Consider the following 25,724-nt stretch of genomic DNA (forward strand, 5'->3'; position numbering starts at 1 on the left):
TCAGACCTCCTGTTGCGCCGTGTTGGAGAAGTGCCGGTAGACCTCGTCGAGGCTCGGTGCATGCACGTCGACATCCTCGACAAGGTTGCCGAGCGCGCTGATTGCCGACAACGCACGGATCTTGTCATCGGCGCTGCAGTCGAGTTCGACCGAGCGGCCGTTCATGCGGCCACCGCCAAGACGTTCGGAAACCTGCGCCAGATCTTCGGGCCTGGTCCAGACCTTCAACCGGATCGGCAGGCCTGCCCGGGCCCGCAGACGGCTGAGCACGTCGTCCGCAACCAGCCGGCCTTTCGACAGGATGAGGATACGGTCCGTCCGGGCTTCCAGCTCGGTAAGGGCATGGGACGACAGCAGCACCGTCGTGCCCTGGTCCGCGATCTCGCCGATCAGCTCGTAGACATTCTGCCGCGAGATCGGGTCGAGCCCGGTGGTGGGTTCGTCAAGCAGGACGAGCCGGGGGTGGCCGATCAGGGCCTGGGCAAGACCGAGGCGCTGGCGCATGCCTTTCGAATAGGTTCCGACCCGACGCGCCGCAGCTTCCACCAGTCCGACCCTTTCCAGCAGGGGCATCGCAAGAGCGGGGCGTTCGCCCTTGAGCCTTGCGTAGAAGGTCAGCACTTCCCTGCCCGTAAGGGAGGCCGGGAAGGCGACCGATTCAGGCAGATAGGCCGTGCCGGATCGCGCCGCGCGGCTGCCCGGCTCGGCTCCCAGAACGGACACCTCGCCGGCATCGCGTTTCAGGAAGCCCAGAACGATCTTGAACAGCGTGGTCTTGCCGGCACCGTTGTGGCCCAGCAGTGCGACCCGTTCGCCCGGGTTCAGTTCGAACGAGACCTCATTGACGGCCCTGAAGCCGGAAAAGGTCTTGCAGATGTCCTTAACGGTGAGAAGAGGGGTGGTCATCCTTGGACTCCCGAATTTGGCAACCGGCGCTCCGGTGGATGCATCAGCGGTGCGTTGTCGACGATGCCGCCCGGCAACAGGGCGGGAAACTGGGACTGGGTCCACCGCAGCAGCTGCACCGCAGGGCTGCCGATCAGCAGTTTGGCAGAGGGCTGGGTCCACAGGACCTGGTCGACCATGTCGTTCGGCCGGTAGGCGGTATCGGCGATGCCGTCGCCGTTCATGTCGAAGGCCGGATGGTCACTCCAGAAATTGCCGCGCCCGCCGGTGCTCCAGTCGAGCTGGCGGCTGCCGACATACTTCACCTGGGTCCGGTTGCCGATGAAGGCGTTGCCCTGAAAGGCGTTGTCGGCGGAGCCGGCGGTGAAATGAATGCCGATCGGACAGCCTTCGAAACGGTTGCCGGTGACCTTGTTCCTGTTGGCGTTGTACATGAACAGGCACTTCTCGCCGCCGCCGCGGACCTGGTTCCCGGAGATGTCCGCCCGGTTGGCGTAGTTCAGCATCAGCCCGTGATCGCGGTCTTCGACGGAAATGTTGTTGCGCACCACCAGACGGTCCGAGAACATCAGCGCGTAGCCGATGTCATTGCCTTTCGAGACGTTGTTTTCGATCGTGCCGCTGTTGCCGTGCATGTAGTGAACGGCGAAACGCAGGTCCTCGAACCTGTTGTTGCGGAACGTGTCCCCTGGGCTGGTGTTGACGAAGATGCCGTCCCGGCCGTAGCGGATCGTGTTGAACTCGGCGATGAGGCCGGGGGCATTCCAGACATAGATGCCGTTGCCGCGCTCGTTCGGGCGCAGATCCCGGCGTCCCTCGATCAGGTTGTTCGCGACAAGGGCGTTCCTCGCGCCATGAACATCGACACCCGTGAGGTTGTCCAGGATCCTGTTGTTCCGCACGACGGCATTGTGGGCGGTCTTGGTCAGTTTCACGCCGGCATCGAGCGTTTCCTGCGACAGGCCGGATCCGGTGAGGATCAGGCCTTCGACCACCGCATCGGGCACGGTCACCGTGACCACGCTGCCCAGACCTTGCGCGACGATGCGGGCCTTGCCCGCGCCGTCCAGTGTCAGGGGCCGGTCAAGGAGGATGGGGCCTTCGTGGGTTCCGGGAGCAAGCCGGAGTACGTCCCCGGCCTGCGCTTTCGTCAGAACGTCCTGCAACGCGCCCTTTTCGGCCGGTACGGACCAGTCCCTTGCGGCAAGCGGCCCGCAAAGGGTCAGGCTTGCCGCAAGGAGGGTGGACAATCCGGTCAGCCGGGAAAGGGCGCGTCGCATGATCAGGCGTTCCTTGGTTCGACGAACATCCGCCCGCGCATTTCCATGTGCAGGGCATGGCAGAACCACTGGCAGTAGTACCAGTGCACGCCGGGGCGTTCCGCGACGAAGGTTACCGACGCGGTCGCCTGGGGGCCGACTTCCATGGCAAGTCCGTAGTTGGACAGGCAGAAGCCGTGGGTCAGATCGTCGATATCGTCGATGTTGGTGACGTAGACGGTCACTTCGTCGCCCTGCTTCACCGTGAATTTCTCAAGGCTGAAAGTGGGGGCGGCGGAGTGCATGTAGACGCGCACCTTGTTGCCGTCGCGGATCACGTCCGCTGCGTATTCCAGATCGACGCCGTCGGCCTCGGCCTGTTTCTTGGCATCGTCGAAGACCGGGTTGTTGCGGTCCCAGACGATGGCCGGGTTCACCTTCGAGCGGTGCACGATGATGCTGTCATGCGGTTCGGCAAAGGTCGGCCCGTCATGAACCACCTTCATGTCATCGCCGGAAATGTCGATCAGCTGTTCGTTTTCCGGTTTCAGGGGGCCGACATTCAGGAACCGGTCCTTGGAGAACTTGTTCATGGAGATCAGCCACTTGCCGTCCGCTTCCGCGGTCTCGCCCATGGAGGTGGAGTTGTGGCCCGGCTGGTAATGCACATCGACCTTGGAGATGATCGGGTCGACATCTTCCCCGGCATAGGCACGGATGGCCTTGTCGACGTTCCACTTCACCACCTGGCTGTCCAGGAAGAGCGTCGTGAAGGCGTTGCCCTGGCCGTCGAAGGCCGTATGCAGTGGGCCGAGACCCAGTTGCGGCTCACCGACGACCGCGGACCGCGGATCGGCATTGTCGGAGAACAGCGCGTCCACCTTGGTCACGTCGATGATCGACACCGTCGGCGACAGTTTGCCGTTGATGACGATGTGCTTCTTGTCCGGAGCCGCGTTGCAGCCATGCGGGCTGTTGGGGATCGGGATGTAGCGCGTGAACTGGGAGTTCGCGTCCTTGCGGCCATCGACGACCGGCACGCCGTTGAGCTCCTGGTAGTTGCCGGCGGCGACAGCCTCCTCGATCGCCTTGATGTTGAAGACGACGCAGTGGTCCAGTTCGCTTTCGGTCATCTCGGCCAGGTTCATGCCCATTTCGGAGTTGTAGCTGGTCGAGAAGGCGTATTTGCCCTGGTAGTCGGCGTCGGTGTTGTCCAGGTTGCCGGAGACGATCACCTGCCAGGCGACCTTCATCTCGTCGCCGTCAATGGCAGTGAAGATGCAGGAATACTGGGACGGGTCGTCCAGGATCTTGCCGTCGTTCACGAGCGGCGCCTCATGTTCGCCGTTGGCGAAGATGTAGCCCGTGCGCGGATATTTCTGCGGCCGCATGCCGTGGATGTCATGCGCGTTCGGGATCTCGATGATCTTGTCGCATTTCATCGTGGTGCAGTCGATGCGGGCGACGCGGGTGTTGGCCTTGTCGTTGGCGAAGATGTAGCGCCCGTCATAGGTGCCGTCGGTGAACGACATGTGCGGATGGTGCAGGTCGCCATTGTCGTAGGTCACCTTGCCCTGGGCGGCGAGGAAGGCCTTGGTTTCAGGCAGGAGACCCTCCGTCAGGATCTTCAGCGACTCGTTGGTCTGGCCCCAGCCGGTGGCGGAGCAGCGGTTGAACACGGGCACACGCATCAGCTCGCGCATCGACGGCACGCCCAGAATGCGCAGCTCGCCGCTCTGGCCGGAGGACCAGAAGCCGTAGTATTCGTCCAGTTCACCCGGCGACAATTCGAACTTCTGATGGCCCTCCTGGGCAAAGGCCGGGTTTGCGCCGGCGACGGCGACGGCGCCCATGCCGGCGACGACCGCGGTCTTGGCGGTGCCGCCCAACAGATCACGGCGGGACACACCCTGTTTTTCTTCATACTCCTTCATGGCATTTCTCCTTCGTTTGCCTGGTGAAGGTTATTCGGCCGGGACCGATGTCGCCGGTTTGGCGTCCGGTTCCGGTTTGCGGAGCCCGGTCTGCACCTCGAAGCGCTTGCGTTTCGCGAGCTTCTTGATGCAGACGGGACATTTCTGGTCGTGCTGATAGAGAACCTGGCAATGCAGGCAGTTCAGGCACTCGTTGGGATTGATGTTGCCTTCGGGATGAATGGCCTGGACCATGCATTCCTTGGCGCAGCGGTTGCAGGGGTTGCCGCACTCGCGATAGCGCTTCAGCCAGTCGAACATCCTCAGCCGCGCCGGGATGGCGAGGGCCGCGCCGAGCGGGCACAGGTAACGGCAGTAGAACCGCTCGATGAACAGTCCCGCGGCCAGCAACGCGACGGCAAAGAGCACAAACGGCCAGGCGCGCTGGAATTTCAGGATGATGGCCGTCTTGAACGGTTCCACCTCGGCATAGTGCTCCGCCGTGTCCAGCGAATAGAGCGACAGTCCGAACAGGCCCAGGAAGATCATGTACTTGAGCGGCCACAAGCGCTCGTGCAGGCCCCAGGGCACCTCGATCTGCGGAATGCGGCAGAGCTTCGCCAGACGGTTGGTCAGTTCCTGCAAGGCACCGAACGGGCACAGCCAGCCGCAATAGGCGCCGCGTCCCCAGAACAGCAGGGCCGCGGCGACGGAGAACCACAGCAGGAACACCAGCGGATCCATCAGGAACGCGTCCCAGCTGAAGTCGCTGGTAAGGGCGGAGAAGAAGGCCAGCACGTTGACCACCGACAGCTGGGCGTTTTCCATCCAGCCGAGCCAGACCAGCGTGAAGGTCAGGAAACCGATCCGGAACCAGAAGGTGAAACGCTCGTTGCGGGTGACCTGCATCTGGAAGAAGAACACCAGGGTCAGCACGCCGATGGCGCCGGCGAGCACCAGAATGTCGGCCTTGCGGTCGTTCCAGATCCGCTTCCAGAGCTGCTGGACGGCCGCTTTTTCTTCCGCCTGGGCGTCTTCGCCGGTTGTGTTTGTTTCAACGGCGTCCACCGGTGTTTCGGACCGCAAATAGGCGGCCGGCAGCCGGTAACCGAGATCGAAGGTCAGGAAGACCTTGTCGATCGGTCCGACGGCCCGCTGCACGAGCAGTTGCAGCCTGAATTCCTTCGCCGGGTCGAAGTCAGAATCCGCCGGGATGATGAAAAGGTCCATCTCCGTGAAGGCCGGGGCACCCGCCGCGGCGATCTCGCCGACCCGGGTCTGCTGCCGGTCATGGAAGCGCACCGAGACATCATCCTGGATCAGCTGGATCCGGTCGAAGATACCGCCGCGGACATAACCCGATCCCTTGAACGAATAGCGACCGCGTCCCATCACCAGGAGTGCGTGCTCGCCTTCTTTAAGACGCTTCTGCAGATTGGCAAATTCGGCCTCGCCGAGCAGCGACAGGCCGATGGAGGGCACGTCGGCGAGCGCGAGGTACATGTCGACGAAGCTGTCGGTCTCGGGTCCGTCTTCCGGCCGCGCAATGGCGCGCGCGTCACCCTGTTGGGCGAAAGCGTCGTTGATCTGGGCAACGTCGAGCGACATCCGGCGGACCGAGCCGTCGCCCGTCATCGTCATCCAGTCCTGGATGTCCATCTTGCCGGTGTCGACAACCATCCGGGGGCCGGTGTCCGCCTTTTCCTGTTTCAGGCCGCCGAGACCCAGAGCCCGGGCCACCTTGAGCCCGGAGCGGACGATGGAATCGTCGATCACCATGATGGTCACTGTGGCGCCCGAAATGATGTCGAGGTCGTGCGCCGAGCCACCGCTTTCGGCTTCCACCTTCAGGTCGAGACCGGCATAGCCTTCGGTGACCGCGCGGATCTTGCTCTCCGGGATGCCGATCAGGACGATGGGTTCGGAGTGCTTGACCAGCCGGACGCCGGTGATCACCGCATTCTCGTCCACGCCGACGAGCGTATGGATCGGTTTGCCGGAATAGCCCGTCGTCGAGACGAAGTCGGAGGTGAGATAGACCCAGCCGATTGTGTCGCCGCCCTTGAGCGCCGGCACGACAGCCGCATCGTCCCTGATGGGTCCGAAGGCGTCGGCACCGGGCACCAGGTCACCGGCCTCGACTTTGCTCAGGAACCGGGAAACCAGCGCATCGTCCGCAAGCACCGCAGACGTGAACGCCAGTGCAGAAAGCATGGCGATGCAGACAAGGGCAATCTGATAAATGTGACGGGGCCGACCCACGAGACACGCTCCAAGAAATCCAGTGTTTTCTCCTGGGGGGTAGTTTTCGACCCTCGCGCAGCGGGATGTCTTGACGATTGTCAAGCATGGGAAAATAGATTCCCGGACCAACGAAAATGGGCACCCCGTGTGACGGAGTGCCCTGTTTTATCTCAATTATTTTGCTTTTCGGGGCGTGGTCAGAATTGGGAAATAAACCAGGATGAAGAGTGCGAAGCCAAGGGTCCAGAGACCGCCGGACAGGAGCATCGTCTCGAAATACCCGAACAACGGCGTCGCGAAGGCGCGCAGGAGACCGGCAGCAATAACCGCCGCATAGGCACACACGATCGGCGGGGACACTTTCAGCGCCCGTCCGGCATGTCCGAGAGAGGCACGGGTCATCATGGCGAGCGTCATGCTGCCGATCGCACCGGCGGAAAGAACATGCAATGCAGCCGTTTCCGGCAACGCTCCGGTGAGCACCGACAGGCCATAGGCGAGGTAACCGGATCCCAGCAGGAAGAACGCGGCGTGCAGGATCCAGAGAATGGGGTCCCTGTAGGTCGCCCAGCCCTTCCAGCCGACAAGGCGGAACAGGGCCAGCAGACCCGCCACAACGCTGAGACCTCCAAGCAGAACCGGCGGAACAAGGGGCAGACAGGCGAGCGCCGCCAGCAGTGAGAACAGGATTCCCGCCCTGTCCAGCCATAGGCGGGACCGGGGCAGGGGGCCTTCATGGCCGGCGCGCAGCAACGCATTGCGGGTGAAGGCGGGCACAACCCGGCCGCCGATGATCGCGATCATGGCTGCGCTGGTGAAGATACCCAGCCGGACACCTGCCGCAGCGCCGTCACCGGTCCAGCCGGTCCACTCCAGGTGCATCATCAGGTTGCCGGTAAAAAGCGCCGTCAACAGTCCGAGGAACACCATGTTGCGGGCCTGGGACTTTCTGGCCAGACGACCCAGCACTGCGGTGGAGAGGATCGGGATGAAGGCCAGATCGATCGCGGCAACAAGCAGCGGGTCGAGGCTTGCGGAAAACCAGACCGCCAGGCGGCCCGCGACCCAGACCGTGCCACTGACCGTCACGAACACGGCGCCGGCCTCCTTCGTTCCCGTCCAGTTCGGCACGGCCGTTACGAAGAAACCCGCGATCACGGCGACCGTATAGCCGAACATCATTTCATGGGCATGCCACAGATGCGGTGCCATGGACATGGGTGCAGACACGAATGTGCCGCCGGCCGCGTGGACACCGAGCCAGACCGTCCAGGCAAACATGGCGAACACGGAAAAGAGGCCGGCGGACAGAAAGAAGAACCGGAACCCGGCGGTCAGCACCGTCGGAATATTGAGGCGCGCAGGGAGAAAAGGGGTTGAACGCGTCATGGCCATGACTTGCCTCTCGAAGGATGAACTGCTGTCGGACAGGTCCCGGCTTGCCGCCGGAACAGCCGTCCCATGCTGGCCGCATCCGCGGGCGATCCTCTTGACCATCGTCAAGCCGGGTCGGAAATATGAATGTCGGCTGCCGGTCCGGGCCTGGTGCTTCAGTCCCGTTCACATGTCCTGGCAAGTTCGTTCAGCTGCCGGGCACATCTGTCCGCGAGGTCCGCCAGGAATTTGAGGCTTTCCGCATGATCGTCCATCTCTTGCGGCGACAGCGTCGATTGGCCGATCCGGGCGAGGTCGCCGAGAAATGCGAGGCCGGACACCAATTGGGCATATTCCCGTTCAATGTTGTCGCTCAGGTCCTTGCGCAGCTTCAGTTTCCGCCAGGCCTCGATGGCAATGATGGTGCGGTCAAGCTGGTCCTTGCAGGTGCAGGGCATGTCCAGACGCTGCAATTCGCGGTGGATCTGCTCAACGACATCGGAAACCGGCTCGGACCGGTCCGGTGGCCCGGCTCCTAGACCGGGAGTGCTTTTGTCGTCCATCCTGCGTCTCCGGAAAGGTAACCGTTGCACAGGGGGCCGGGCAGATCCCGTGCACTCAGGTTCGCGGCGAGCTCTTCCGCGTCGGACCCGCCGTCAAGGAAACGGCGAAAGTCCCGGCTGACCTCGACCATGTCGACCGTATGGGGCGACAGGCGCACACTGCCGATCCCCATTGCCCGCAACTGGCCGCTTGCAACGCCGGAAAAGTGAACGGAGCCGGACAGGGTCTGAATGCCGTTGGCTGCCAGAAACCGGCGGCCGTCCAGGGTAGCGACATCCATGCCGTCCGGATCCCGGTCGCAAATGAACTGGCAGGAATCCTTCCGCAAACCATGGGCCCTGGCGTGATAGCAACGGGAGGAAAGCGCCAGCGGAAGTCTGCCGAAAGCGAACAGTTCGATGGCAACCTCCGGCACAAGCGCGGATATCCTGCCGATCGAAGCCAGCGGCAGTTCGACCGGCGGGCACCATCTCGAGGCCCCCCGGTCCGCCAGGAACGCCAGGGTGGCCTCGTTATAGACATTGAGGAACGGCCCGGCGGTGAAGGCCGTGCCGCATCTGGCGGGGATCATCGACATGTCGTTGATTTCAATCGCCATGTCGTATCCGGCCTGCTGCCGGAGGATCTCCCTTTCCCGCTTGTTGACAGGCTGCGCCAGGCTCGACAGCACCACTTCCTTGCCGGCCCGGGTCAGGGTTTCGATCACGTCCGGCCAGATGGCATCGGTGAAAGGCATGCGTTTGCCGCAGACGACCTCTCCCAGGTAGACGCGGTCGATGTCCGCTTCAGCGGCGATACGTTTGTAGAAATCAGTCAGGCGCTCCGAGGACCAGTTGAAGAGACAGGGGCCGAGCGCAAGTTCAATCCTGGAAAGGTCCCGCATCGTTCACCGCCATGTCTTCTTGTAGGAACCGGCGGTCTGCTGTCCGCCTTCGGAAAAGGACTTGAGTGCCGCGATCGCCGCCGTCGGATCCGCACCGCCCGACAGGCTGTCGACGGCCTGGCGGAATGCCTTGACCACACCGGATATGTAGGCCTTGCCGCGTTGTCGGCCTTCGATCTTGAGGGCCGTCACGCCGGCTTTCGACAGGTCGGCGAGCAATTCGAAGGCATTCAGGCTGACGGGGTCCTCGAACAGGTGGCCGGTCTTTCCCATGGCCGAGAACCGGCCCTTGCACAGCGTCGGATACCCGGCTGCCTGCCCGGCTTCGAAGCTGTCGATGGTAAAGCCGCCGAGGCGCGCCAGCAGGTTGCCGGACGTGTCCTCCCGGTAGTCGACGTCTTCGGGCGGAGAGCAGACCCCCGTGAGATTGGGCGACTTGCCGGTCGCGAAGGACGACAGCGCGCAGCGGCCCTCCGTCATCACGCAAAGTCCGCCGAAGACGAAGACTTCCGTCTCCACGCCGATGTCCCTGTTGAGCGCGGCGATCTCCGGCACGGTCAGGACCCGTGGAAGGACAACGCGCCGAACTCCGAAGGTTTCGGAATAGAACCGGATGGCCTCCGGCGTATTTGCCGCGGCCTGGACGGACAGATGAAGACGCAGGTCCGGATGGCGCGTGGCCGCATGATCGAGAACGGCGATGTCGGCCGCGATCACCGCATCGGCGCCGCAGGCTGCCGCGTCGTCGACGGCACGCCGCCAGATGCCGATGTCGCCGGCCCGGGCGAAGGTGTTGATGGCCACCAGAACCTTCGCTCCGCGGGCATGCGCATATGAGACACCCGCCGTGAGTTCGTCCGATGAAAAATTCAGGCCCGGGAAATTCCGTGCGTTGGTCTCGTTGGCAAAGCCGCAATAGATCGCGTCCGCGCCTGCGTCGGCGGCCGCGCGAAGGGCCGCAGGCGTTCCGGCCGGACAGACGAGTTCCATGGGGGAGGCAGGCATCAGTGGCCTCCGCCGCTCAATGTCGAGGCGCCGTTTGAACGCGCGATGACCTGCCGGGCCGTTCCGAGCATCCTGGCGCCGACATCGTTCACCCAGCGGGCATGGCTGCCTGACAGGCCGATGAATTCTCCCGGTGTCAGGTCCGCCTCCTCGAGCGTGTTGCGCAGCGCCAGCACAAACTCGGTCTTGCCCTCTATGCGCAGGTCCCGGGAAAAGAACAGGGCGTCCCCGTCATAGGTGCCGTCGAGCACACCAAGCAGGTCAAGCAGGGGCGCGCGGACAACCGCTTCCGCGGATGAGATCCGGTCCTTGTCGCAGATCCTGACCGACGGTCTTTCCGGGCCCAGGGTAATCAGGAAGGCATGCGGCAGATCATCCGGCGAGACCGCAATGGGCACATTGGCCACCGACCCGAGCCGGCGCAGAAGATCAGGCCGCCGGGTGGTCAGGCGTCTGACCATTTCGGACAGAAGCACTTCGATCGGCCGTCGCGGCAAAGGCGCGACCAGATCGGAAACAAGGGGAGGCAGGCTGTGGGCGGAAGCAGGTCTTGGCATGTCGGTCTCACTTTCGATGCCGGACCGTATTTCGATCCGGACCCCGCCATACTTGATCTTTGTCAAGGACCGGGCGCGGGCCCCGGGGGACACGGATGGAAACTGCACCGGCGTTCCCGGGCAGAACACCTTCAGGAGACCTGGCTCCCGCCACCCCCAATGACCGGCCGAGACCTTCCCCCCTTTGCAAAACTGAGCGATTTCCTTGGCTTTCTGGAGGCCGGAAACGGGCTTCGGCGCCTTTCTCAGCCGGTCGACCTGCACCTTGAGGCGACGGCCCTGCACAGGAAGGTCATCGCCCGAACCGGTCCCGCGCTTCAAATTGACGCGCCGTACCGCGCCGGGAGGCCACCGTTTGCCGCGCCGTTGCTGCTGAACCTGTTCGGAACCCGCGAGAGGGTGGCCAACGGTCTCGGGTTGAAGCCGGAAAACCTGCCCGCCCTCGGCAGGTTCCTCGCCGCACTGCGCTCTCCTCAGCCTCCCGCCTCAATGCGCGAAGCCCTTCAACTCGCTCCCGTGGCAAAGGCGGGCCTCAACGCGCGGCCGAAGCGTCAGGGCCGCAACAAGGACCTGATGGACGCCGCTCCGGACCTGACAGGGCTGCCTGTGCAGACCTGCTGGCCTGGCGATGCCGGTCCGCTGATCACATGGGGTGTCGTCATCACCCGTCCCCCAGGGGGCGACGATCCGAAGAGCTACAATCTCGGCGTCTACCGGATGCAGGTGCTGGGGCCGGATGCCGCCATTGTCAGGTGGCTGCCGTTCCGCGGAGGGGCTCTGCACTGCCGTCAGTGGCGGGAAGCCGGCAAGGTCATGCCCGTGGCGGTCATGATCGGATGTGATCCCGCGACATTGCTGTCGGCCGTGATCCCGGCGCCGGGCAATGTCAGCGAACTGGCGCTTGCGGGCATCTTCAACGGCACGGCAACACGGCTGAGCCCGTGCGCTACCATCGACATGCATGTGCCCGTCAGTGCCGAAATCGTGCTGGAAGGGGAAATCACGCCGGGCGAGACCGCGCTCGAAGGCCCCTTCGGTGATCACACCGGCTACTACAACGATGCAGCCGAATATCCCCTGTTCCGCCTGAAGGCGATGCGGATGCGCGAGGACGCGGTCTACCTGTCCACCTTTACCGGACGGGCGCCGGACGAGCCGTCGGTGATCGGGGAGGCCATGACGGACATGTTCCGCCCGATCCTGCAACAGGCCGTCCCCGAGATCCTCGACATTCATCTGCCTCCGGCGACCTGTTCCTACCGGTTTGCCATCCTCAAGATCGACAAGTCCTACCCGGGGCAGGCGCGCCGGGCGATGATGGGCTTCTGGTCGCTGCTGCCGCAATTCTCCATGACCAAATATGTGATCGCGGTTGATCCGGATATCGACATCAGGAACTGGGACGAGGTGATGTGGGCGGTCGCGACGCGCTCGGATCCGGAACGCGATCTTCTGACGCTCTCCGGGACACCCGTAGACCAGCTGGATTTCGCCAGCCCGAGGATCGGCCTCGGCGGCAAACTGGGGATCGACGCAACCACCAAGATCGGGGCGGAAACCGCGCGTCCCTTTGCCGGCAAACTTGTCATGCCCGAGGCGATGGAACAGCGGGCGGACGCGCTTCTTGCAGCGCTGGCAAAATGCGACGGGAAGGAGACATGGCTGCATGACACGGCATGATCGTGTGATCGTCGGCATTTCAGGTGCCTCCGGTGCCTGTATTGCGCTTGAACTTCTCGGAATGCTTGCCGACCTCGGCATCGAACGGCATGTCATCGTCACCGAAGGCGCCGAACGCACGCTCGAGCTTGAACTGGGCCGGGGTGCCCGGGACAAGGTGGCCGCCCTTGCCACGTGCTGCCATGGATCCGGGGATCTCGCGGCACCGGTCGCAAGCGGCTCCTATCCGGTCGATGCGATGCTGGTGGTTCCCTGCTCCATGCGAAGCCTCGCCGCGATCGCTTTCGGAACGGGGGAAGGTCTGCTAGCGCGCGCGGCGGATGTCACGCTGAAGGAGCGCCGTCGGCTTGTTCTGGTTGCCCGGGAGGCGCCGCTTCACGAGGGGCATCTGGAAGCCATGCTCAAGGTGACGCGCATGGGAGCAATCGTGTCTCCGCCCGTACCGCCGTTCTATGCGGGCCTGGCAAACCTGGAGGACATGGTCCGGCAGATCGCGGCGCGCGCGCTTGCCACAGCGGGGTTCGACCCGGGTGAGCGCTTGAGACGCTGGCAAGGGCCGTCGGACAATCAGGCAAACGGCTCGATCCGGACCTGCAACTGAAAATCATTCTCAAAAAGTTTCCGGGCTTGACGAAAATCAAGACCGGGAGGCCAGCCGCTGGATAAACATGAGGAAAATAGTCCAGTTAAGAGGGCGTTTCCTTGACGAGAGCTATCAGACGGATCGCACCGCCGGTGCAGCGCGCCGCCTGGCTGACGCTGGGTATTCTCGCGCTTGGACTGGGTGGCCTTGGGGTGGCTTTGCCGGTTCTGCCGACGACGCCGTTCGTTCTGCTTGCCGCCTTTGCCTTCGGCAAAAGCGCGCCGGGCCTGCAACAGCGGCTGGAACGCAGTGCCTTGTTCGGCTCTGCAATCGCCGACTGGCGCGTCAACGGCGCCATCGCCCCGAGGTTCAAGCTTCTGGCGGTCGCGATGATGGCCGGCGTTTTCGCGCTCAGTCTCGTTCTGGCCGTGCCGCTCGTGGTTCTGGCCGTGCAATTTGTCTGCATGGCCGCCGCCGCGGCCTTCATTCTCAGCCGTCCCGAGACAGGCCGTCCCAGCCCGTGGCGCGACAGGCCCTGCCTGGAGGCCTGCCCGGCTCCGGGAGCATCGGCCGGCCACCTGCCGTCTCCATCCGATCAAGGAGAGTTTCGAAATGCCGCAAAGCGCTTTTGACGTCACGACGAAGGTCTGCGGAGAACCGGAGCCTCGGTCTGTTCCCGGAGACACGGTTCTGACCCTGGCCGCCGCCGAGCCCGGCAGGCCCTATCATGTCGCCTCCCTCGGTGAAACGCGGCACGCGACACTGGACCTGCTGTCGGCCGGTCTGGCTCCTGACATCGTGGTCAGGCTGCTGCGCGGCGAAGGTTCGCGCCCGCGTATCGTGGCCTGCGGCGAGATCCGCACCGCGATCGGCGCCGATCTCGCCGCCGGTGTGGTACTGAAACCCTGTGGCTGCGGTTGCGGTTGCGATCCTCTCGGGGAGGAAGGCTGATGGGCTGCTCGAGCTGTGCCGCGCCCGGCTGCGTTCGCCGGGATCTGCTGCCCTGCGCCCCGGCGCAATATCGTGTCTTTCTTCTCGGACCGGCGAACTCCGGAAAATCGACGCTGTTCAACATGCTGACCGGCTCGAGGCAGTCGATCGGCAACTGGCCGGGGGTTACCGTGGACCGCAAGAGCGGCACGGCAGAGATCGGCGGACTGGCCGTCGAATTCATCGACCTGCCGGGCATATCCAACCTGTCGGCGCCGGAGGCCGAACGTGTCGATGAGCGGGTTGCCCGCGACGCACTCGTCAACGCGCCTCATGACGCCCTGATTGTCGCCGTCGACCTGTCAGCCCCGCACCGTGGTCTGTCCATGCTGCTGCAGGCGAGGGACAACGGCGTTCCGGTCGTGGCCGTGCTGACAAAGGCTGACTGCTGGCCCTCCGCCGCGGTCACTTCGGCCGCGGCCGTCCTGGCCGATGAATTGAAACTTCCGGTCATCCCGGTGTCCGGGCGGACGTCTTCCGGGCTTGAAGAGCTGCGTTCCAGGCTTGTCACCTGCCTGAGGCAGGGAGGCGACGCCGTCCCAGGTCCGGACGAAACCGCGCCGGTTTCTGTCCGGCGGGCCCTGGAGCGCATGCGCGAAACGCTTGGCGGTCTGCCTGCCTACGAGACCGCCAACACCGTTGCCGCGGCACGCCGTCTTCTGGAGCGTGACTGGCTGAGCGAGAGGCGTGCCGGACAGGAGGTCCTGGACCTCCGGGACCGGTTGATCCTGGAAGCCGGACCCGTCGACGGCCTTCCGCTTGACCGGTACCTGACGGACGGGCCGCTCACCAGGGCGGCAGCGCTTGCAAGGCAACTGGACATGCCGCCCCCGGTCGGCAGACGGTTTCTGTCCGACCGTTTCGACAGGTTCGCGCTGTCCGCCGTTTGGGGACCCTTGCTGTTCCTGGGTGTGATGTATCTGCTGTTCTTCCTCACCATCAACGTGTCGGGAGTGTTCATCGAGCTTTTCGACGGCCTCGGCCAGGCTGTCTTCGTCGAATTGCCAGCGCTTGCGCTCTACCGGGCGGGATTGTCCGGAAGTGTCCTGGATGTGGCGGTAGGGTCGATCGGCACCGGAATCCAGACCGTCGGTACGTTTGTGCCCGTCGTCGGGTTCCTGTTCCTGTGCCAGATCTTTCTGGAGGAGAGCGGATACATGACACGCGCGGCCGTGGTCGCCGACCGGCTGATGCGCCGCCTCGGCCTGTCCGGCCGCGCCTTCCTGCCGCTTGTGCTCGGTTTCGGCTGCACCATCCCGGCCGTGCTGGCGACCCGTACGCTGGACACGCGCGCGGAGCGGATCCTGACCTCGATGATGGCACCTTTCATGTCCTGCGGCGCCCGGTTGCCGGTCTATGCCCTTTTTGCCGCCGCCTTCTTCCCGGTCGGCGGACAGAATGTCGTCTTCGCGCTCTATCTCATCGGCATCGCCGCGGCCCTGTTCACGGGCTGGATGCTGGCGCCGCGCCTGACATTGAAGCAACCCCGGCCGCTTGCGATGGAATTGCCCGTCTACCAGATGCCGCCGCCACGAAGAGTTCTGCGCCTGTGCTGGGCCCGGATCCGTCAGTTCGTTGCCGAAGCGGGCAAGACGATCCTGATCGTGGTCGCGGTCCTGACATTCCTCAACTCCGTTGCTCCGGACGGCAGTTTCGGCAACGAGGACAGCGGAACATCCGTCCTCGCGCTGACCGCGAGACAGGTCACGCCCGTTCTGGAGCCGATGGGCGTCAGCGAAGACAACTGGCCGGCCACGGTCGGCCTGTTCACGGGCATGTTTGCCAAGGAAACGGTGGTCGGAACGCTCCAGGCGCTTTACGCCGCCGAGACGGGAGACGAACATGCGGCGCCGCAGCCGCTAGAAACCGCCCGAAATACGCTGCTCTCCCTCGGAGCGTCGGCTGCCGCCCTGGCCGGGACGCTTCTGGACCCGCTCGGCATGGATGTCGGAGACATTTCGAGTTTCGAAGCGGCTGCCGCCGAACAGGAGGTTTCTGTCTCCGTGTTTTCGGAAATGTCGGCCCGGTTCGGCGGGCAGGCGGCGGCATTCGCCTACATGATCGCGGTTCTGCTCTACATTCCCTGCGTGGCGACCTTGTCCGCAATCGCCCGGGAAATCGGCGCCTGGTGGGCCGTTTTCGCGGCGAGCTGGACCACGGTCATTGCCTATGCGGCCGCCACGATCGCCTTTCAGGCAGGGACGGTGGCAGACCACCCGGCGTCCTCCCTTTCCTGGCTGGCCGCGATGATCGGCCTGGTCGGTCTCGTCTTTGTGACGGCAAGGCGCCTGGGCAGGACCAGGGACGCTCGACCCCGGTCCTTGATCGCGACCTGACCCGCACTTGGCCTTGTGCGCGTCGCCCGAGCACGCGGCGGCGCAGCCGGCCATCAGGCAGCCGGAGCTGCGTTCGCCCCCATTGCCTTGCTCGAACGGGCGCCGGGAGCGGCCGTCCTGTCCAGACCGCGAGGTTGTCCGGACATCGCCCCCGGCAACCATTTGGTGAAGGAACCCCCACGCTCGCCCCCATGCATCTGGGCTGACGTCCTTCCGCAGGGTTCATTGACCGGTGCGGATTGTTGCGCCATGTAGAGTCTCGTCAAATCCGGGGCATCGAAAAATGCATGGACCAGCCCAGTCCCGCCTTGTAAAGCACTTGGTGTGCTCGATTTGGAGGTCGGGTTAGCTCTGAAAATACGCCCTTCTCTTCTCAGTATAACTTGGCAGATAATTTGTATCTGAAAAGGCGTCTTAGTTGAATGATTAATAAAATTATTTTCACTTCTGATATCTACAAGATAGATGATAGATCATCCGATCATTTCAGAAGCCCTCAATCAATCAATATAGACTGGTTGCATGTGTTGTTCTCGGGATTTTTAGAGAGTCTTCTGGGCGTCCAGAGTGAAAAATTTAGCGGCGAAGAAATCAATTCCAGGATCAATCGCCTTTTCTTTTTCGAGACATTGGGCAGGCCGGTTTCATCGCAGGCTTGGGCGTCGTTTTACGAGTCCACCCTTGAGCCGGAATTTCAAAGCAGACTTGCCGACTATTTCAAGGACAGTTTCGTCGTCGGATTTGAACTTCCTCCTTACCTGATCAACCTGTTCAACCAGGAGAACGTGACGTTCGTGGATCTGTCGATCCACCCCGTCAGATATCTGAACGACTACGTCTTCGGGATCCGTTCAAATGAACAGGGGCTCCAGCAGCGTGCAATGAAGGCGCGGGTTCCTGATGATGTCTTTTTTGATTTTGCCCGCCTGTGCGCGGCCAGAAGCGCCCGTGTGTTCAGAAACGACAGGCCAAGTGCCGGATCGGCGCTGTTTCTCGGGCAGATCGAGGTGGACGCGAGCCTGATTTGCAATGGTGGTGTCTACGGGCTGGAGGAACTCGAGGCCTCGTTGATCGATCTGCGCCGGAGCTACAGCAAGGTCTATTACAAGTTTCATCCTCATCGCAAAGACAGGACAAGCGTCGAGGACGTCATCTCGAAGATCGGCGGCTGCGAATTGATAGACGCAAATGTCTACGACCTGCTGTCTTGCCGTGAACTGTCGCTTGTTACCGGTTTCTCCTCAAGCGCGATTCACGAGGCCAGGTATTTTGGCAGGTCTGCGGAACGCATCCTTCCGACAAGGGACCTGTTCGACTTGAGGGGCGAGCAGCAGGACCCTGTTGCATACGCCCCGGCGCCGCGCGACATCCTGCAATTTGAATACTGGGAGTACCTGGTCTCGGGGAAAGCCGACTTCTCGCAGACGTTGCCCACGATTGCCGATGATGCGCTCAAATATTCCCTGAACCAGAAATGGGGCCGGTAAGATGTCGAAGACGGAAGGTATCATTCTGTTCGACATGTCCCGCCTCGTCAGCAGGTTCAACGAAGCGACGGCAACGGGAATTGATCGCGTCGATATTCGTTATGCGAAATATCTGAGCGACAGGTTCGGGGACAAATGCGTTTTTGTCGTCCAGCAGCATGGTAAAATGTATCTCTACGGCTCCAGAGACGCAGGCAAGGCCATCAATAACCTGTGGGACAGGTGGATATCCGGAAAGTCTCTTCAGGAAACCAGGACAAAGGTTCCGAAATTTGCGGCTCCCAGATTTGGGTTTGGTGCCGACCCTTCCGAAGAGGGGCGCCGGAGCAACGGGTTTCGCAAGGAGGACATCGAATTCCTGTTTGATCTCTCCTATTCCGACAGGGTGAAATTTGTCATGACCAAGGACCTTGAACCCTATGTTCCCGATTCCCTGCTTTGGTTCCTGCATTTTCCGGCTTTCATAAAGTTTCCTGTTGTCCTGGTCTGCGTTTCGAGAGTTTCCGTCTTCGGCTTTCTGACCCGGCTTGGAAAGGCTCTGCATGCCGGCATGGGGGTTCTTCGAAAAGGCATTGGCCGCATGTCGCAGCTGGCCGGCAATCTGACCGCCGCAGGAAAGCTTCGGAAGGCCTGGCGGGAGAGCAGGTCGCATTTCGAGCCGAAGCTGGCTGAAGTCCTCGACCGATACCTGCATTCAAGAATAACCCTGGTGAACACGTCGCATCACGGACTGGGCTCAAGGGACCTCTTTTTCGAGCTGAGATCGGAATACCGTGCCGATTTCGTGTTTTTCATTCACGACATCATTCCCATTCTTTTTCCGGAATATGTCAGGGCGGACACGGTATCCGCCCACCACAAGCGCATGCAGACAATCGCGGAATTCAGACCGTTCCTGATCGTCAACTCAAGCGAAACGCAAAAAACGATCAACGCCTATTTCAGCGGACGAAACTGGCCACAACCACGGAGCGATGTTGCGCTGATCGGGGTGGAGGACAAGTTCCTGTCTGAGTGTCCGGATGCCGGCCCCGCCAAAGGCCCGAACCACTTCGTCATGCTCGGGACGATCGAACCCAGAAAGAACCACCTCCTGATTCTCAACCTCTGGCGAGACCTTGTCGAAAGCCGGACCCCCAACATGCCGAAACTTTTCGTCATCGGCCGGAGGGGCTGGGAAAACGAGAACATCATTCACATGCTCGACAGGTGTCCTGCGGTGCGGGATCATGTCATCGAGCTGTCGGGAGTGTCGGACCAGACGGTCTCGGGTATTCTGAAAAGCGCAAGGGCTCTGCTGTTTCCTTCCTTCGTGGAAGGGTGGGGGATGCCGGTGGTGGAAGCGCTGAGCATGGGGGTTCCGGTCATATGTTCCGACATTCCCGTTCTTCATGAAGCCGGGCAGGACGTGCCGGACTATATTCATCCGCTGGATTTCACGACCTGGCGGGAAACGATCCTGTCATACAACGAAGCGAATTCACCGCAGCGGGCAAGACAGCTGAAAAGACTCGAGAGCTATCGTGCGCCGCGTTGGCACGAACACTGGTCTGCTCTTGAAACCGCGCTCGGCCCCTGCGAAGGGTCGACCGCGCATGCGGTCCGGTAAACCCGGCGCCCGGGATCGCCGGCCGTCAGACACTCTTCGCGAGCACATTCGAGACATGTTCCAGGTCCCGGGACGTCAGACGCGGATGTATCGGCAGAGCCAGAATGTCTTGAGCCAGCTTTTCGGAATTGGCGAGCGAACGCGCGCGTGAAGCTGTCTGAAACGCCGGTTGCAGGTGGAGTGGCTTGGGGTAATAGACGGCCGTTTGCACGCCATCCTCCGACATTGCCCGGCGGATCCGGTCCCGGTCCGGAACCGCAATGGCGTATTGGGAACGTGCCGGCAGCGTTTCCTCGCCCGGTTTGCGAAACGAGAGCGCACCGGAAAACCGTTCGTCCGTGAAAATTGCATCGTATGTCCGGCCAAGTGTTCTGCGTTTTGCGAGCGCAGCTTCCAGATATTTGTGGCGGACAAGCAACGCGGCGGCGGCAATCGTGCTCATGCGCCCGTTGACCCCTACGAGGGCGTGATCGTTCCGGGTGTCCTGACCATGGTTCCGGATCTTGCGAATCGTGTCCGCCAGATCGGAATCGTCCGTGACGACCGCCCCGCCGTCGCCCGCACCGCCCAGTACCTTTGTCGGGAAAAAACTGAGACAGTTGATGTGGCCGAGGGTTCCGCTCGCCTTGCCGCGCCATTGCGCTCCGTAGCTCTGGGCGGCATCCTCGATAAGAGGAAGTCCGTGCTCCTGCGCGATGGCGGCAAGACGGTGGAAATCGGGAACCAGACCGAAAAGCGAAACGGCGACGATTGCCCTGGTTCTGACGGTAATCGATGACCTCACCGAATCCACGCTGACGAGACCCGTCGGGTAGTCGACATCCACCAGAACCGGCCTTGCCCCGAGAAGCAAGGCGCATTCCGCCGGTGCCGCGAAGGTGAAAGACGGTATGATGACTTCATCGCCCTTGCGGATGCCGAGTGCCATCATTGACATCAGCAGGGCCGCGGTGCCGGACGCGCAGGTCAGAACGTGGCGCGCACCAAGATCCCTGGAGATTTGTTCCTCGAGCTCTTCGATCTCCGGGCCCTGGACGAACCTGCCATGATCGAGCACGGCGGAAATGCGCGCCAGGGTTTCATCCTTGATCTCCGACCATTCCTCGGCAAGGCCGTAGAACGGGACAGTTCTGGAAGCGCTCATGTCATCTGAACTGCGTGCGGGTGCTCCTGGCAAAGCTTGCGGACACGTTCGACCAGTGCGAGGACGTTGACCGCATGCGCGCCCGAAGCAATGGTCGAGGGAGTGCCCTTGCAGAAACGAACGAATTCGGCGGCCTGACGCTCAAGAGGGTCCGCGCCGACCGCGGGTTCCTGACGCGTCAGGTCATAGTGCAGGTCGGCATGCCCCGGGCGTGAAATCCGGACGCTTCTTTGCCGGTCTCCCTTCACATGAGAGACGCGAAGTTCATAAGACCTCTTGTCGAAACCCAGAAAACAATCAACCTGGCGAAGCCCCGTGGCATCCGCCGCATGGTCATGCACTCTCAGTGTCCTCACCGGAGAGGTTTCAAGGCGCAGGATCCAGTCAAGGTCATGGACCATAAGGTCTTGCACGACATCCGCACCGGCGTGCGACGGTGCCGGGCAGGATGTCCGGACGACTTCGACGCGCTGTGCCTCCCCGTCCAGCTGCTCCAGGGCCTGCTTCAGCCGCCGGTTGAACCGTTCGCTATGGCCGACGGCCAGCATTGCTCCGCTTTCTTCCGCCGCTGCCATCATCGACACCGCGTCCCGTTCGGTGAGCGCGATGGGTTTTTCAATGAGGCAGTGGATACCTTGTTCAAGAAACGGGACCGCGATGCGGGCATGTGTTTCGGCAGGAGTGGCCACGACGACCGCATCCGCCAGCATCTGAATGTCCTCGACCCGGGCAAAGCACCTCAGGCCAAGCTCGGAGATCAGGGTCATTTTCGCCGGATCGGTATCCACTGCGCCGACCAGAACCACATTCGGAAGTGTTCCGAACGCGCGTGCGTGGCGCTGCCCCATATTTCCCATGCCCACTAGCGCGACCTTGAACTGCCCGGAAGGCGTCTCCTGGTCGGTAAGCTTATTCATTCTTCATTCCAGCACCGTCACATGCATGTCCGAAAACCCAGCCAGCGGCTCTGTGCAAAAGATCTTGCCGGCGTGCGTGATACATGAAGACCAATCCAATTCCCGTACCCTGGTCAGGCCAGTCCCAGAGCTTTACGTACCACAGGAGCAGGCTCAAAAGAACGCTCGAGCAGCGTTGCCAGTTCCGTTATGCGTTTGACCATCCCGGCATTCGACGCCAGCTCGGTGCGCTGCCTGTCCATCCACAGGTAGTCCTCCAGCCCCACACGCACACCGTTGCCATGCAGTATCCCGAGGGTGTTGGCGGCAAGCTGGCTGTCACCGATACCACCGCAGGCCCAGACGGACTTTTCAGGCAGGGAAGCGGCAAGGGCGCCCAGGTGCAGCGGATCCAGTTGGCACGAAGACACATTTCCCAGCAGGAAGTTGAAATAGAAGGGAGGTTCAATCAGGCCTCTGTCGATCAGGTACTTGGCGTAATTCACCATTCCGAGGTCAAACACTTCCAGTTCCGGGCGGATGCCGGCTTCTGCCATGGTCTCGGCCAGTCTGCGGACCATGTCGGGTTCGTTGACACTGGCTTGCCGAGCGAAATTGAGGGAGGACAGGGTCAGGCTGGCCATGTCCGGTTTCAGGTCGCCGCGCAGAAGCAGAGGATCGCTTCGATCGGCAAAGTCCTGAAAGTGCCTGCCGCTCAGGGAGACACAGATGATGGCTTCGGGCTTGTTCTCGCGAATGCCCTCGATGATCCGGGCATAGATGTCGCGTCGAAAGGTGGGGACCCCCGACTCATCCCTTGCGTGAATGTGCAGGATGGACGCGCCGAGATCGACGCATTTGCAGCAGTCGGCAATGATCTGGTCCGGTGTAACCGGAAGGTTCGGGTTCATTGACCTGGTGGGGACCATCCCCGTCGGGGCGAGGTTCAGTATCAGCCCATCCATTGTGAAGTCCTGCCGTGCGAGGGGATTAGTTCTGGCTCTCGTCGAGACGCTTCACCGGTCTTGCCGGATTGCCCAGGACAAGCGTGTTAGGAGCAACGTCCCTGGTGACAACGCTGCCGGCTCCCACCAGCGCCCCGGCTCCGATGCGGACACCCGGGAGGATCGTGCTGCCTCCGCCGATACGGGCCCCTTTTTCTATGTAGGGATAAACCATGTCTCCCCCCTTGAGCTTGTCGTTCAGCGTGACAACGCGGGGCCCGACAAAGACGTCATCCTCGATGACGACCCCCCTGGTGATATGGCACCCGGTCTGAATGGAGACGTTGTCCCCGATGACACATTTGCAGATGTTGCAATGGGACCCGATTGTCGTGCCGCTGCCCACCTGGGCATCCTGGTGTATCAGGGTCATGGATCCGACACGGCTGCCCGTGCCGATGCTCACGTTGTCCTGAACTTCCGTCAGACCGGCATTGTAGAACCGAACACCGGGGAAACGCCTGCTCAACTCTTCGGACATTGCGATTTTACTCCCCCCAGGCCAACCGGAAATACAAAGTTTCAGACGAAAGGCAGGATTGGCCGTTCGATGGTCATGGTCTTTGCAATTGCGTGCGATGTGATCAAGATAAGACACTGTAAATCTGAGAAGAACGAATCTTTCAATGGTAAAAATGAAACGGGTTTTCCAGCGGCGACCATCCGGCGGGGAGAATGACGGTCTTTCTGTACTGATCACCAACATCACATTGTCCGGCCGTACCGGTACGGAGATCGTTGCGAGAGACCTGGCCCTCGGGCTGCGACGGCGTGGACACCGGCCGATCGTCTACACGCGAGATTCGAGCGGTCCTATCGCAGACGAGCTTCAACGGGCATCCGTTCCCGTCATCACCGATATCGAGAAGCTTACTGCGCCGGTGGACATTATCCACGGACATCACACACCGACGGTGGCGGCGGCCGTGAGCAAGTATCCGGACGTGCCCGCGATCTTCGTTGCCCATGACTTCATTGCCTGGCACGACATGGCGCCCCGCTTCGGTTCGATCCGCAGGGTGTGCGCGGTCGACACAACTGTCGCCCAGCGCTTCAGCACCTATGAAGGACGCGAGCCCTCGGAAATATCCCTTCTTTTAAATGCCGTGGACATGGAACGGTTCCAGCCCGGACCCGATCCGGCTCCCGTACCGCGCAAGGCATTGGCATTTGCAAAGAATACGGAACATCTTCCGGCGATCAGGCAGGCTTGCGAGCGCCGCAACATCGAACTTGACGTTGTCGGCGCCGCGGTTGGCAAGGTGATCTCCTCTCCGGAAACCGAGCTTGCCGGTTATGATCTGGTGTTCACGTCCGCCCTCAGTGCCCTCGAAGCCATGTCGGCTGGACGGGCGGTCATCGTGTGTGACGGGCGCGGGCTCGCAGGGCTTGTCACACCTGAAAACATGCGGGAGTGGCGCCTCAGGAATTTCGGCCTGGGATGTTTTTCAAAGCGCCTCGATGCGGACAATGTCCTGGCCGAAATCGATCGGTATGATGCCGGCACGCTGGCGGAAATTACCGCGTTCGTCAGAACAGAGGCCGACCAGGAAACCTGGCTGGACACCATTGAAGATCTGTACCGGCAGATCCAGCGGGAGAACGGGGCTGAGCCGCGTTCCACCAGTTTTGCCGAGCTCTCGGGATATATCCAGACCTGGTCTCCCAGGGTAAGCCGGGAGTGGCCATGGCTGGTTGAGCGTGAAAGGCTGACGGCGGATCTGAAGACGGCACGACTCGGTGTCGAGGCTCCGGAATGCGGCGAGGAGATCGACTTTTCAAGCCTTGCCGGCGGGTCCACGGGCCGGCTGGTGGAAGGATTTTCCAGGCGCGAGAAATGGGGGGTGTGGAGCGAAGCCTCAACTGCGACGGTCCTTGCGCGCAGACCCGAATGCGAGAAGCCGCCGTCAACCATCCGCTTCAAACTCCGGCTCTTTCTGCCGCCACAAGAACCGGCCATGTCGATCGGCGTTCTCGTGAACGGACACAAATGCGCGGACTGGACGTTTGGGGACGGCGACAAGGGCCAGCCCCGGACACTAACCTGTCCGTATCCATCCGCCGCGCAGGCGGAGCAGGTCTGGGTCACCTTTCAGATCGACGCCCCCCGGTCACCTTTCGAGTGCGGTGTCAGTGATGACCGGCGCAAACTCGGACTTGGCCTGATCAGCATGGCCTTTGAAGGCGCCTGAACCAGGTCGCGGCCAAACTGTCCGCAGGCTCGCTCGTGTCTTCCGTCGGAGGCAATCATCAGCACCTCGTGGTCGCGGTCAGGCCCCCTCCGTTTCCGACTCCGTCTTCAGCTTCGGCCAGGCGATCCTGGACAATTCATTGGCCTTTTGCCGGGCTTTCCGGTGCTTGGCGATCTGGGTATCGGCAATGACGCCGATCAGGATGACGCTTCCCATGACCGCGAAATTCAGCGATGAGGGGATCCCGAGCAGGTTCACCAGGTTCTGCAGCATCTGCAGCAGCACGACGCCGAGGACAACGCCGAAGATCGATCCTTCGCCGCCGCGCAGCGAGAACCCGCCGAGGACCGCGGCGGCGATGGCGTAGAGTTCGTAGAAGTTGCCGTGCGAGGCCGGATGGATGGAACGGGTGTACATGGCAAAGAAGATCGCCGCGAGACCCGTCAGAACGGCGCAGATCACGTAGGCCAGCACGATCACGCGCTGCGTGTTGATGCCTGTGTAGCGGGCCGCTTCCGCGTTCTTTCCCACCGCGTAGAGATGCCGACCGAAGACGGTCCGGTGCAGAACGAACCAGGCAATGACGGCAATGATCGAAAAGGCGATGATCGAATGCGGAACCCCGCCTGTCCGTCCGGACACCAGCCATTCCAGGACCGGAAACTCGTCGCCGAAGGAAAATCCGGCGGTTCCGTCCTTGGTGTAGAAACGGGCGATGCCGCGGTAGATCAGGAGCCCGCACAGGGTCACGATGAAAGGCTGCAGGCCGAGCTTCGTTATCAGCCAGCCGTGCAGCAGTCCGAAGACGGCGCCTAGCATCAGCACGATCATGGCGGCGAGAGGCCATGGCACGTTCTGCGTGACGATCAGGTCGACGAAGATCACGCCGAGCAGGGCAATGACGGAGCCGACCGAAAGCTCGATGCCGGCCGTCACGATCACGAAGGCCTCGGCGAGCGAAAACAGGCCGAAGAGACCGATCAGGTTGGCGGTGTTCGCCAGGTTGATCGGGGACAGGAACCTCGGATTGATCATCGCCACCACGGCTCCGACAACCAGTACGAGGACGGCCAGTCCGATATCCTTTTTCTGCATTCC

At 62.1% G+C, this 25,724-nt stretch carries 22 protein-coding genes; 8 read left to right on the forward strand and 14 right to left on the reverse strand.

What is annotated here, in order from left to right; genetic code table 11:
* The 9 genes from O6760_RS14330 to ubiT all read right to left on the reverse strand — a co-directional run bounded on the left by O6760_RS14330 (position 1) and on the right by ubiT (position 10,705).
* Positions 1 to 906: an ABC transporter ATP-binding protein gene (locus O6760_RS14330; RefSeq protein ID WP_269586039.1), complete on the reverse strand. Its 906-nt coding sequence runs from the start codon at positions 904 to 906 to the stop codon at positions 1 to 3.
* A complete protein-coding gene (locus tag O6760_RS14335; protein WP_269586040.1) occupies positions 903 to 2,186 on the reverse strand; it encodes a nitrous oxide reductase family maturation protein NosD in 1,284 nt (427 codons plus the stop codon). The genes O6760_RS14330 and O6760_RS14335 overlap by 4 nt, the downstream gene beginning before the upstream one ends.
* Positions 2,187 to 2,188: 2 nt before the next feature.
* The gene (gene nosZ, locus O6760_RS14340) at positions 2,189 to 4,099 is read right to left on the reverse strand and encodes a TAT-dependent nitrous-oxide reductase (RefSeq protein ID WP_269586041.1); all 1,911 of its coding nucleotides are present in this window, start codon (positions 4,097 to 4,099) and stop codon (positions 2,189 to 2,191) included.
* Between the two features lie 30 nt (positions 4,100 to 4,129).
* Entirely contained in the window at positions 4,130 to 6,292 is a 2,163-nt protein-coding gene (locus O6760_RS14345) for a 4Fe-4S binding protein (RefSeq protein ID WP_442969926.1), read from the reverse strand.
* Positions 6,293 to 6,496: 204 nt separating this feature from the next.
* The gene (locus O6760_RS14350) at positions 6,497 to 7,717 is read right to left on the reverse strand and encodes an NnrS family protein (protein WP_269586043.1); all 1,221 of its coding nucleotides are present in this window, start codon (positions 7,715 to 7,717) and stop codon (positions 6,497 to 6,499) included.
* Positions 7,718 to 7,872: 155 nt separating this feature from the next.
* Entirely contained in the window at positions 7,873 to 8,259 is a 387-nt protein-coding gene (locus O6760_RS14355) for a hypothetical protein (protein ID WP_269586044.1), read from the reverse strand.
* The gene (ubiV, locus tag O6760_RS14360) at positions 8,232 to 9,143 is read right to left on the reverse strand and encodes a ubiquinone anaerobic biosynthesis protein UbiV (RefSeq protein ID WP_269586045.1); all 912 of its coding nucleotides are present in this window, start codon (positions 9,141 to 9,143) and stop codon (positions 8,232 to 8,234) included. Before ubiV ends, O6760_RS14355 begins: the two co-directional genes overlap by 28 nt.
* Before the next feature lie 3 nt (positions 9,144 to 9,146).
* Entirely contained in the window at positions 9,147 to 10,133 is a 987-nt protein-coding gene (gene ubiU / locus O6760_RS14365; protein WP_269586278.1) for a ubiquinone anaerobic biosynthesis protein UbiU, read from the reverse strand.
* A gap of 14 nt (positions 10,134 to 10,147) precedes the next feature.
* On the reverse strand, positions 10,148 to 10,705 hold the full coding sequence (gene ubiT, locus O6760_RS14370) for a ubiquinone anaerobic biosynthesis accessory factor UbiT (RefSeq protein ID WP_269586046.1): 558 nt from the start codon (positions 10,703 to 10,705) through the stop codon (positions 10,148 to 10,150).
* 159 nt (positions 10,706 to 10,864) lie between these two features.
* On the opposite strand from ubiT, the gene O6760_RS14375 reads away from it, so the two are divergent.
* The 7 genes from O6760_RS14375 (at position 10,865) to O6760_RS14405 (ending at position 19,390) form a co-directional block, all read left to right on the forward strand.
* Positions 10,865 to 12,385: a UbiD family decarboxylase gene (locus tag O6760_RS14375; RefSeq protein ID WP_269586047.1), complete on the forward strand. Its 1,521-nt coding sequence runs from the start codon at positions 10,865 to 10,867 to the stop codon at positions 12,383 to 12,385.
* Positions 12,372 to 12,986, forward strand: coding sequence for a UbiX family flavin prenyltransferase (locus O6760_RS14380; RefSeq protein ID WP_269586048.1), 615 nt, complete (start codon positions 12,372 to 12,374; stop codon positions 12,984 to 12,986). Before O6760_RS14375 ends, O6760_RS14380 begins: the two co-directional genes overlap by 14 nt.
* Positions 12,987 to 13,087: 101 nt before the next feature.
* Positions 13,088 to 13,600 (forward strand): YbaN family protein, encoded by a 513-nt coding sequence (locus tag O6760_RS14385; RefSeq protein ID WP_269586049.1) that lies wholly within the window; start codon positions 13,088 to 13,090, stop codon positions 13,598 to 13,600.
* On the forward strand, positions 13,581 to 13,919 hold the full coding sequence (locus O6760_RS14390; protein WP_269586050.1) for a ferrous iron transport protein A: 339 nt from the start codon (positions 13,581 to 13,583) through the stop codon (positions 13,917 to 13,919). Before O6760_RS14385 ends, O6760_RS14390 begins: the two co-directional genes overlap by 20 nt.
* Complete coding sequence (feoB, locus tag O6760_RS14395) at positions 13,919 to 16,294, forward strand: ferrous iron transport protein B (RefSeq protein WP_269586051.1); 2,376 nt, start codon at positions 13,919 to 13,921, stop codon at positions 16,292 to 16,294. The genes O6760_RS14390 and feoB overlap by 1 nt, the downstream gene beginning before the upstream one ends.
* A 422-nt stretch (positions 16,295 to 16,716) precedes the next feature.
* Positions 16,717 to 17,781: a hypothetical protein gene (locus tag O6760_RS14400; RefSeq protein WP_269586052.1), complete on the forward strand. Its 1,065-nt coding sequence runs from the start codon at positions 16,717 to 16,719 to the stop codon at positions 17,779 to 17,781.
* Position 17,782: 1 nt separating this feature from the next.
* On the forward strand, positions 17,783 to 19,390 hold the full coding sequence (locus O6760_RS14405; RefSeq protein WP_269586053.1) for a glycosyltransferase family 4 protein: 1,608 nt from the start codon (positions 17,783 to 17,785) through the stop codon (positions 19,388 to 19,390).
* Between the two features lie 25 nt (positions 19,391 to 19,415).
* On the opposite strand, the gene O6760_RS14410 is transcribed toward O6760_RS14405, so the two are convergent.
* The 4 genes from O6760_RS14410 to O6760_RS14425 all read right to left on the reverse strand — a co-directional run bounded on the left by O6760_RS14410 (position 19,416) and on the right by O6760_RS14425 (position 22,915).
* Positions 19,416 to 20,534, reverse strand: coding sequence for a DegT/DnrJ/EryC1/StrS family aminotransferase (locus tag O6760_RS14410; protein ID WP_269586054.1), 1,119 nt, complete (start codon positions 20,532 to 20,534; stop codon positions 19,416 to 19,418).
* Positions 20,531 to 21,451, reverse strand: coding sequence for a Gfo/Idh/MocA family protein (locus tag O6760_RS14415; protein ID WP_269586055.1), 921 nt, complete (start codon positions 21,449 to 21,451; stop codon positions 20,531 to 20,533). The genes O6760_RS14410 and O6760_RS14415 overlap by 4 nt, the downstream gene beginning before the upstream one ends.
* Positions 21,452 to 21,564: 113 nt before the next feature.
* Positions 21,565 to 22,395, reverse strand: coding sequence for a 3-keto-5-aminohexanoate cleavage protein (locus O6760_RS14420; RefSeq protein WP_269586056.1), 831 nt, complete (start codon positions 22,393 to 22,395; stop codon positions 21,565 to 21,567).
* A gap of 25 nt (positions 22,396 to 22,420) precedes the next feature.
* A complete protein-coding gene (locus O6760_RS14425; protein ID WP_269586057.1) occupies positions 22,421 to 22,915 on the reverse strand; it encodes an acyltransferase in 495 nt (164 codons plus the stop codon).
* Positions 22,916 to 23,060: 145 nt separating this feature from the next.
* Between O6760_RS14425 and O6760_RS14430 the strand changes: the two genes are divergently transcribed.
* A complete protein-coding gene (locus tag O6760_RS14430) occupies positions 23,061 to 24,626 on the forward strand; it encodes a glycosyltransferase (RefSeq protein WP_269586058.1) in 1,566 nt (521 codons plus the stop codon).
* Positions 24,627 to 24,704: 78 nt separating this feature from the next.
* Here the strand turns inward: O6760_RS14430 and O6760_RS14435 are convergent, their stop codons facing one another.
* Entirely contained in the window at positions 24,705 to 25,721 is a 1,017-nt protein-coding gene (locus O6760_RS14435) for an ABC transporter permease (protein ID WP_269586059.1), read from the reverse strand.
* Between the last annotated feature and the right edge of the window lie 3 nt (positions 25,722 to 25,724).

The sequence above is a fragment of the Roseibium sp. Sym1 genome (assembly GCF_027359675.1).
GTDB lineage: Bacteria > Pseudomonadota > Alphaproteobacteria > Rhizobiales > Stappiaceae > Roseibium.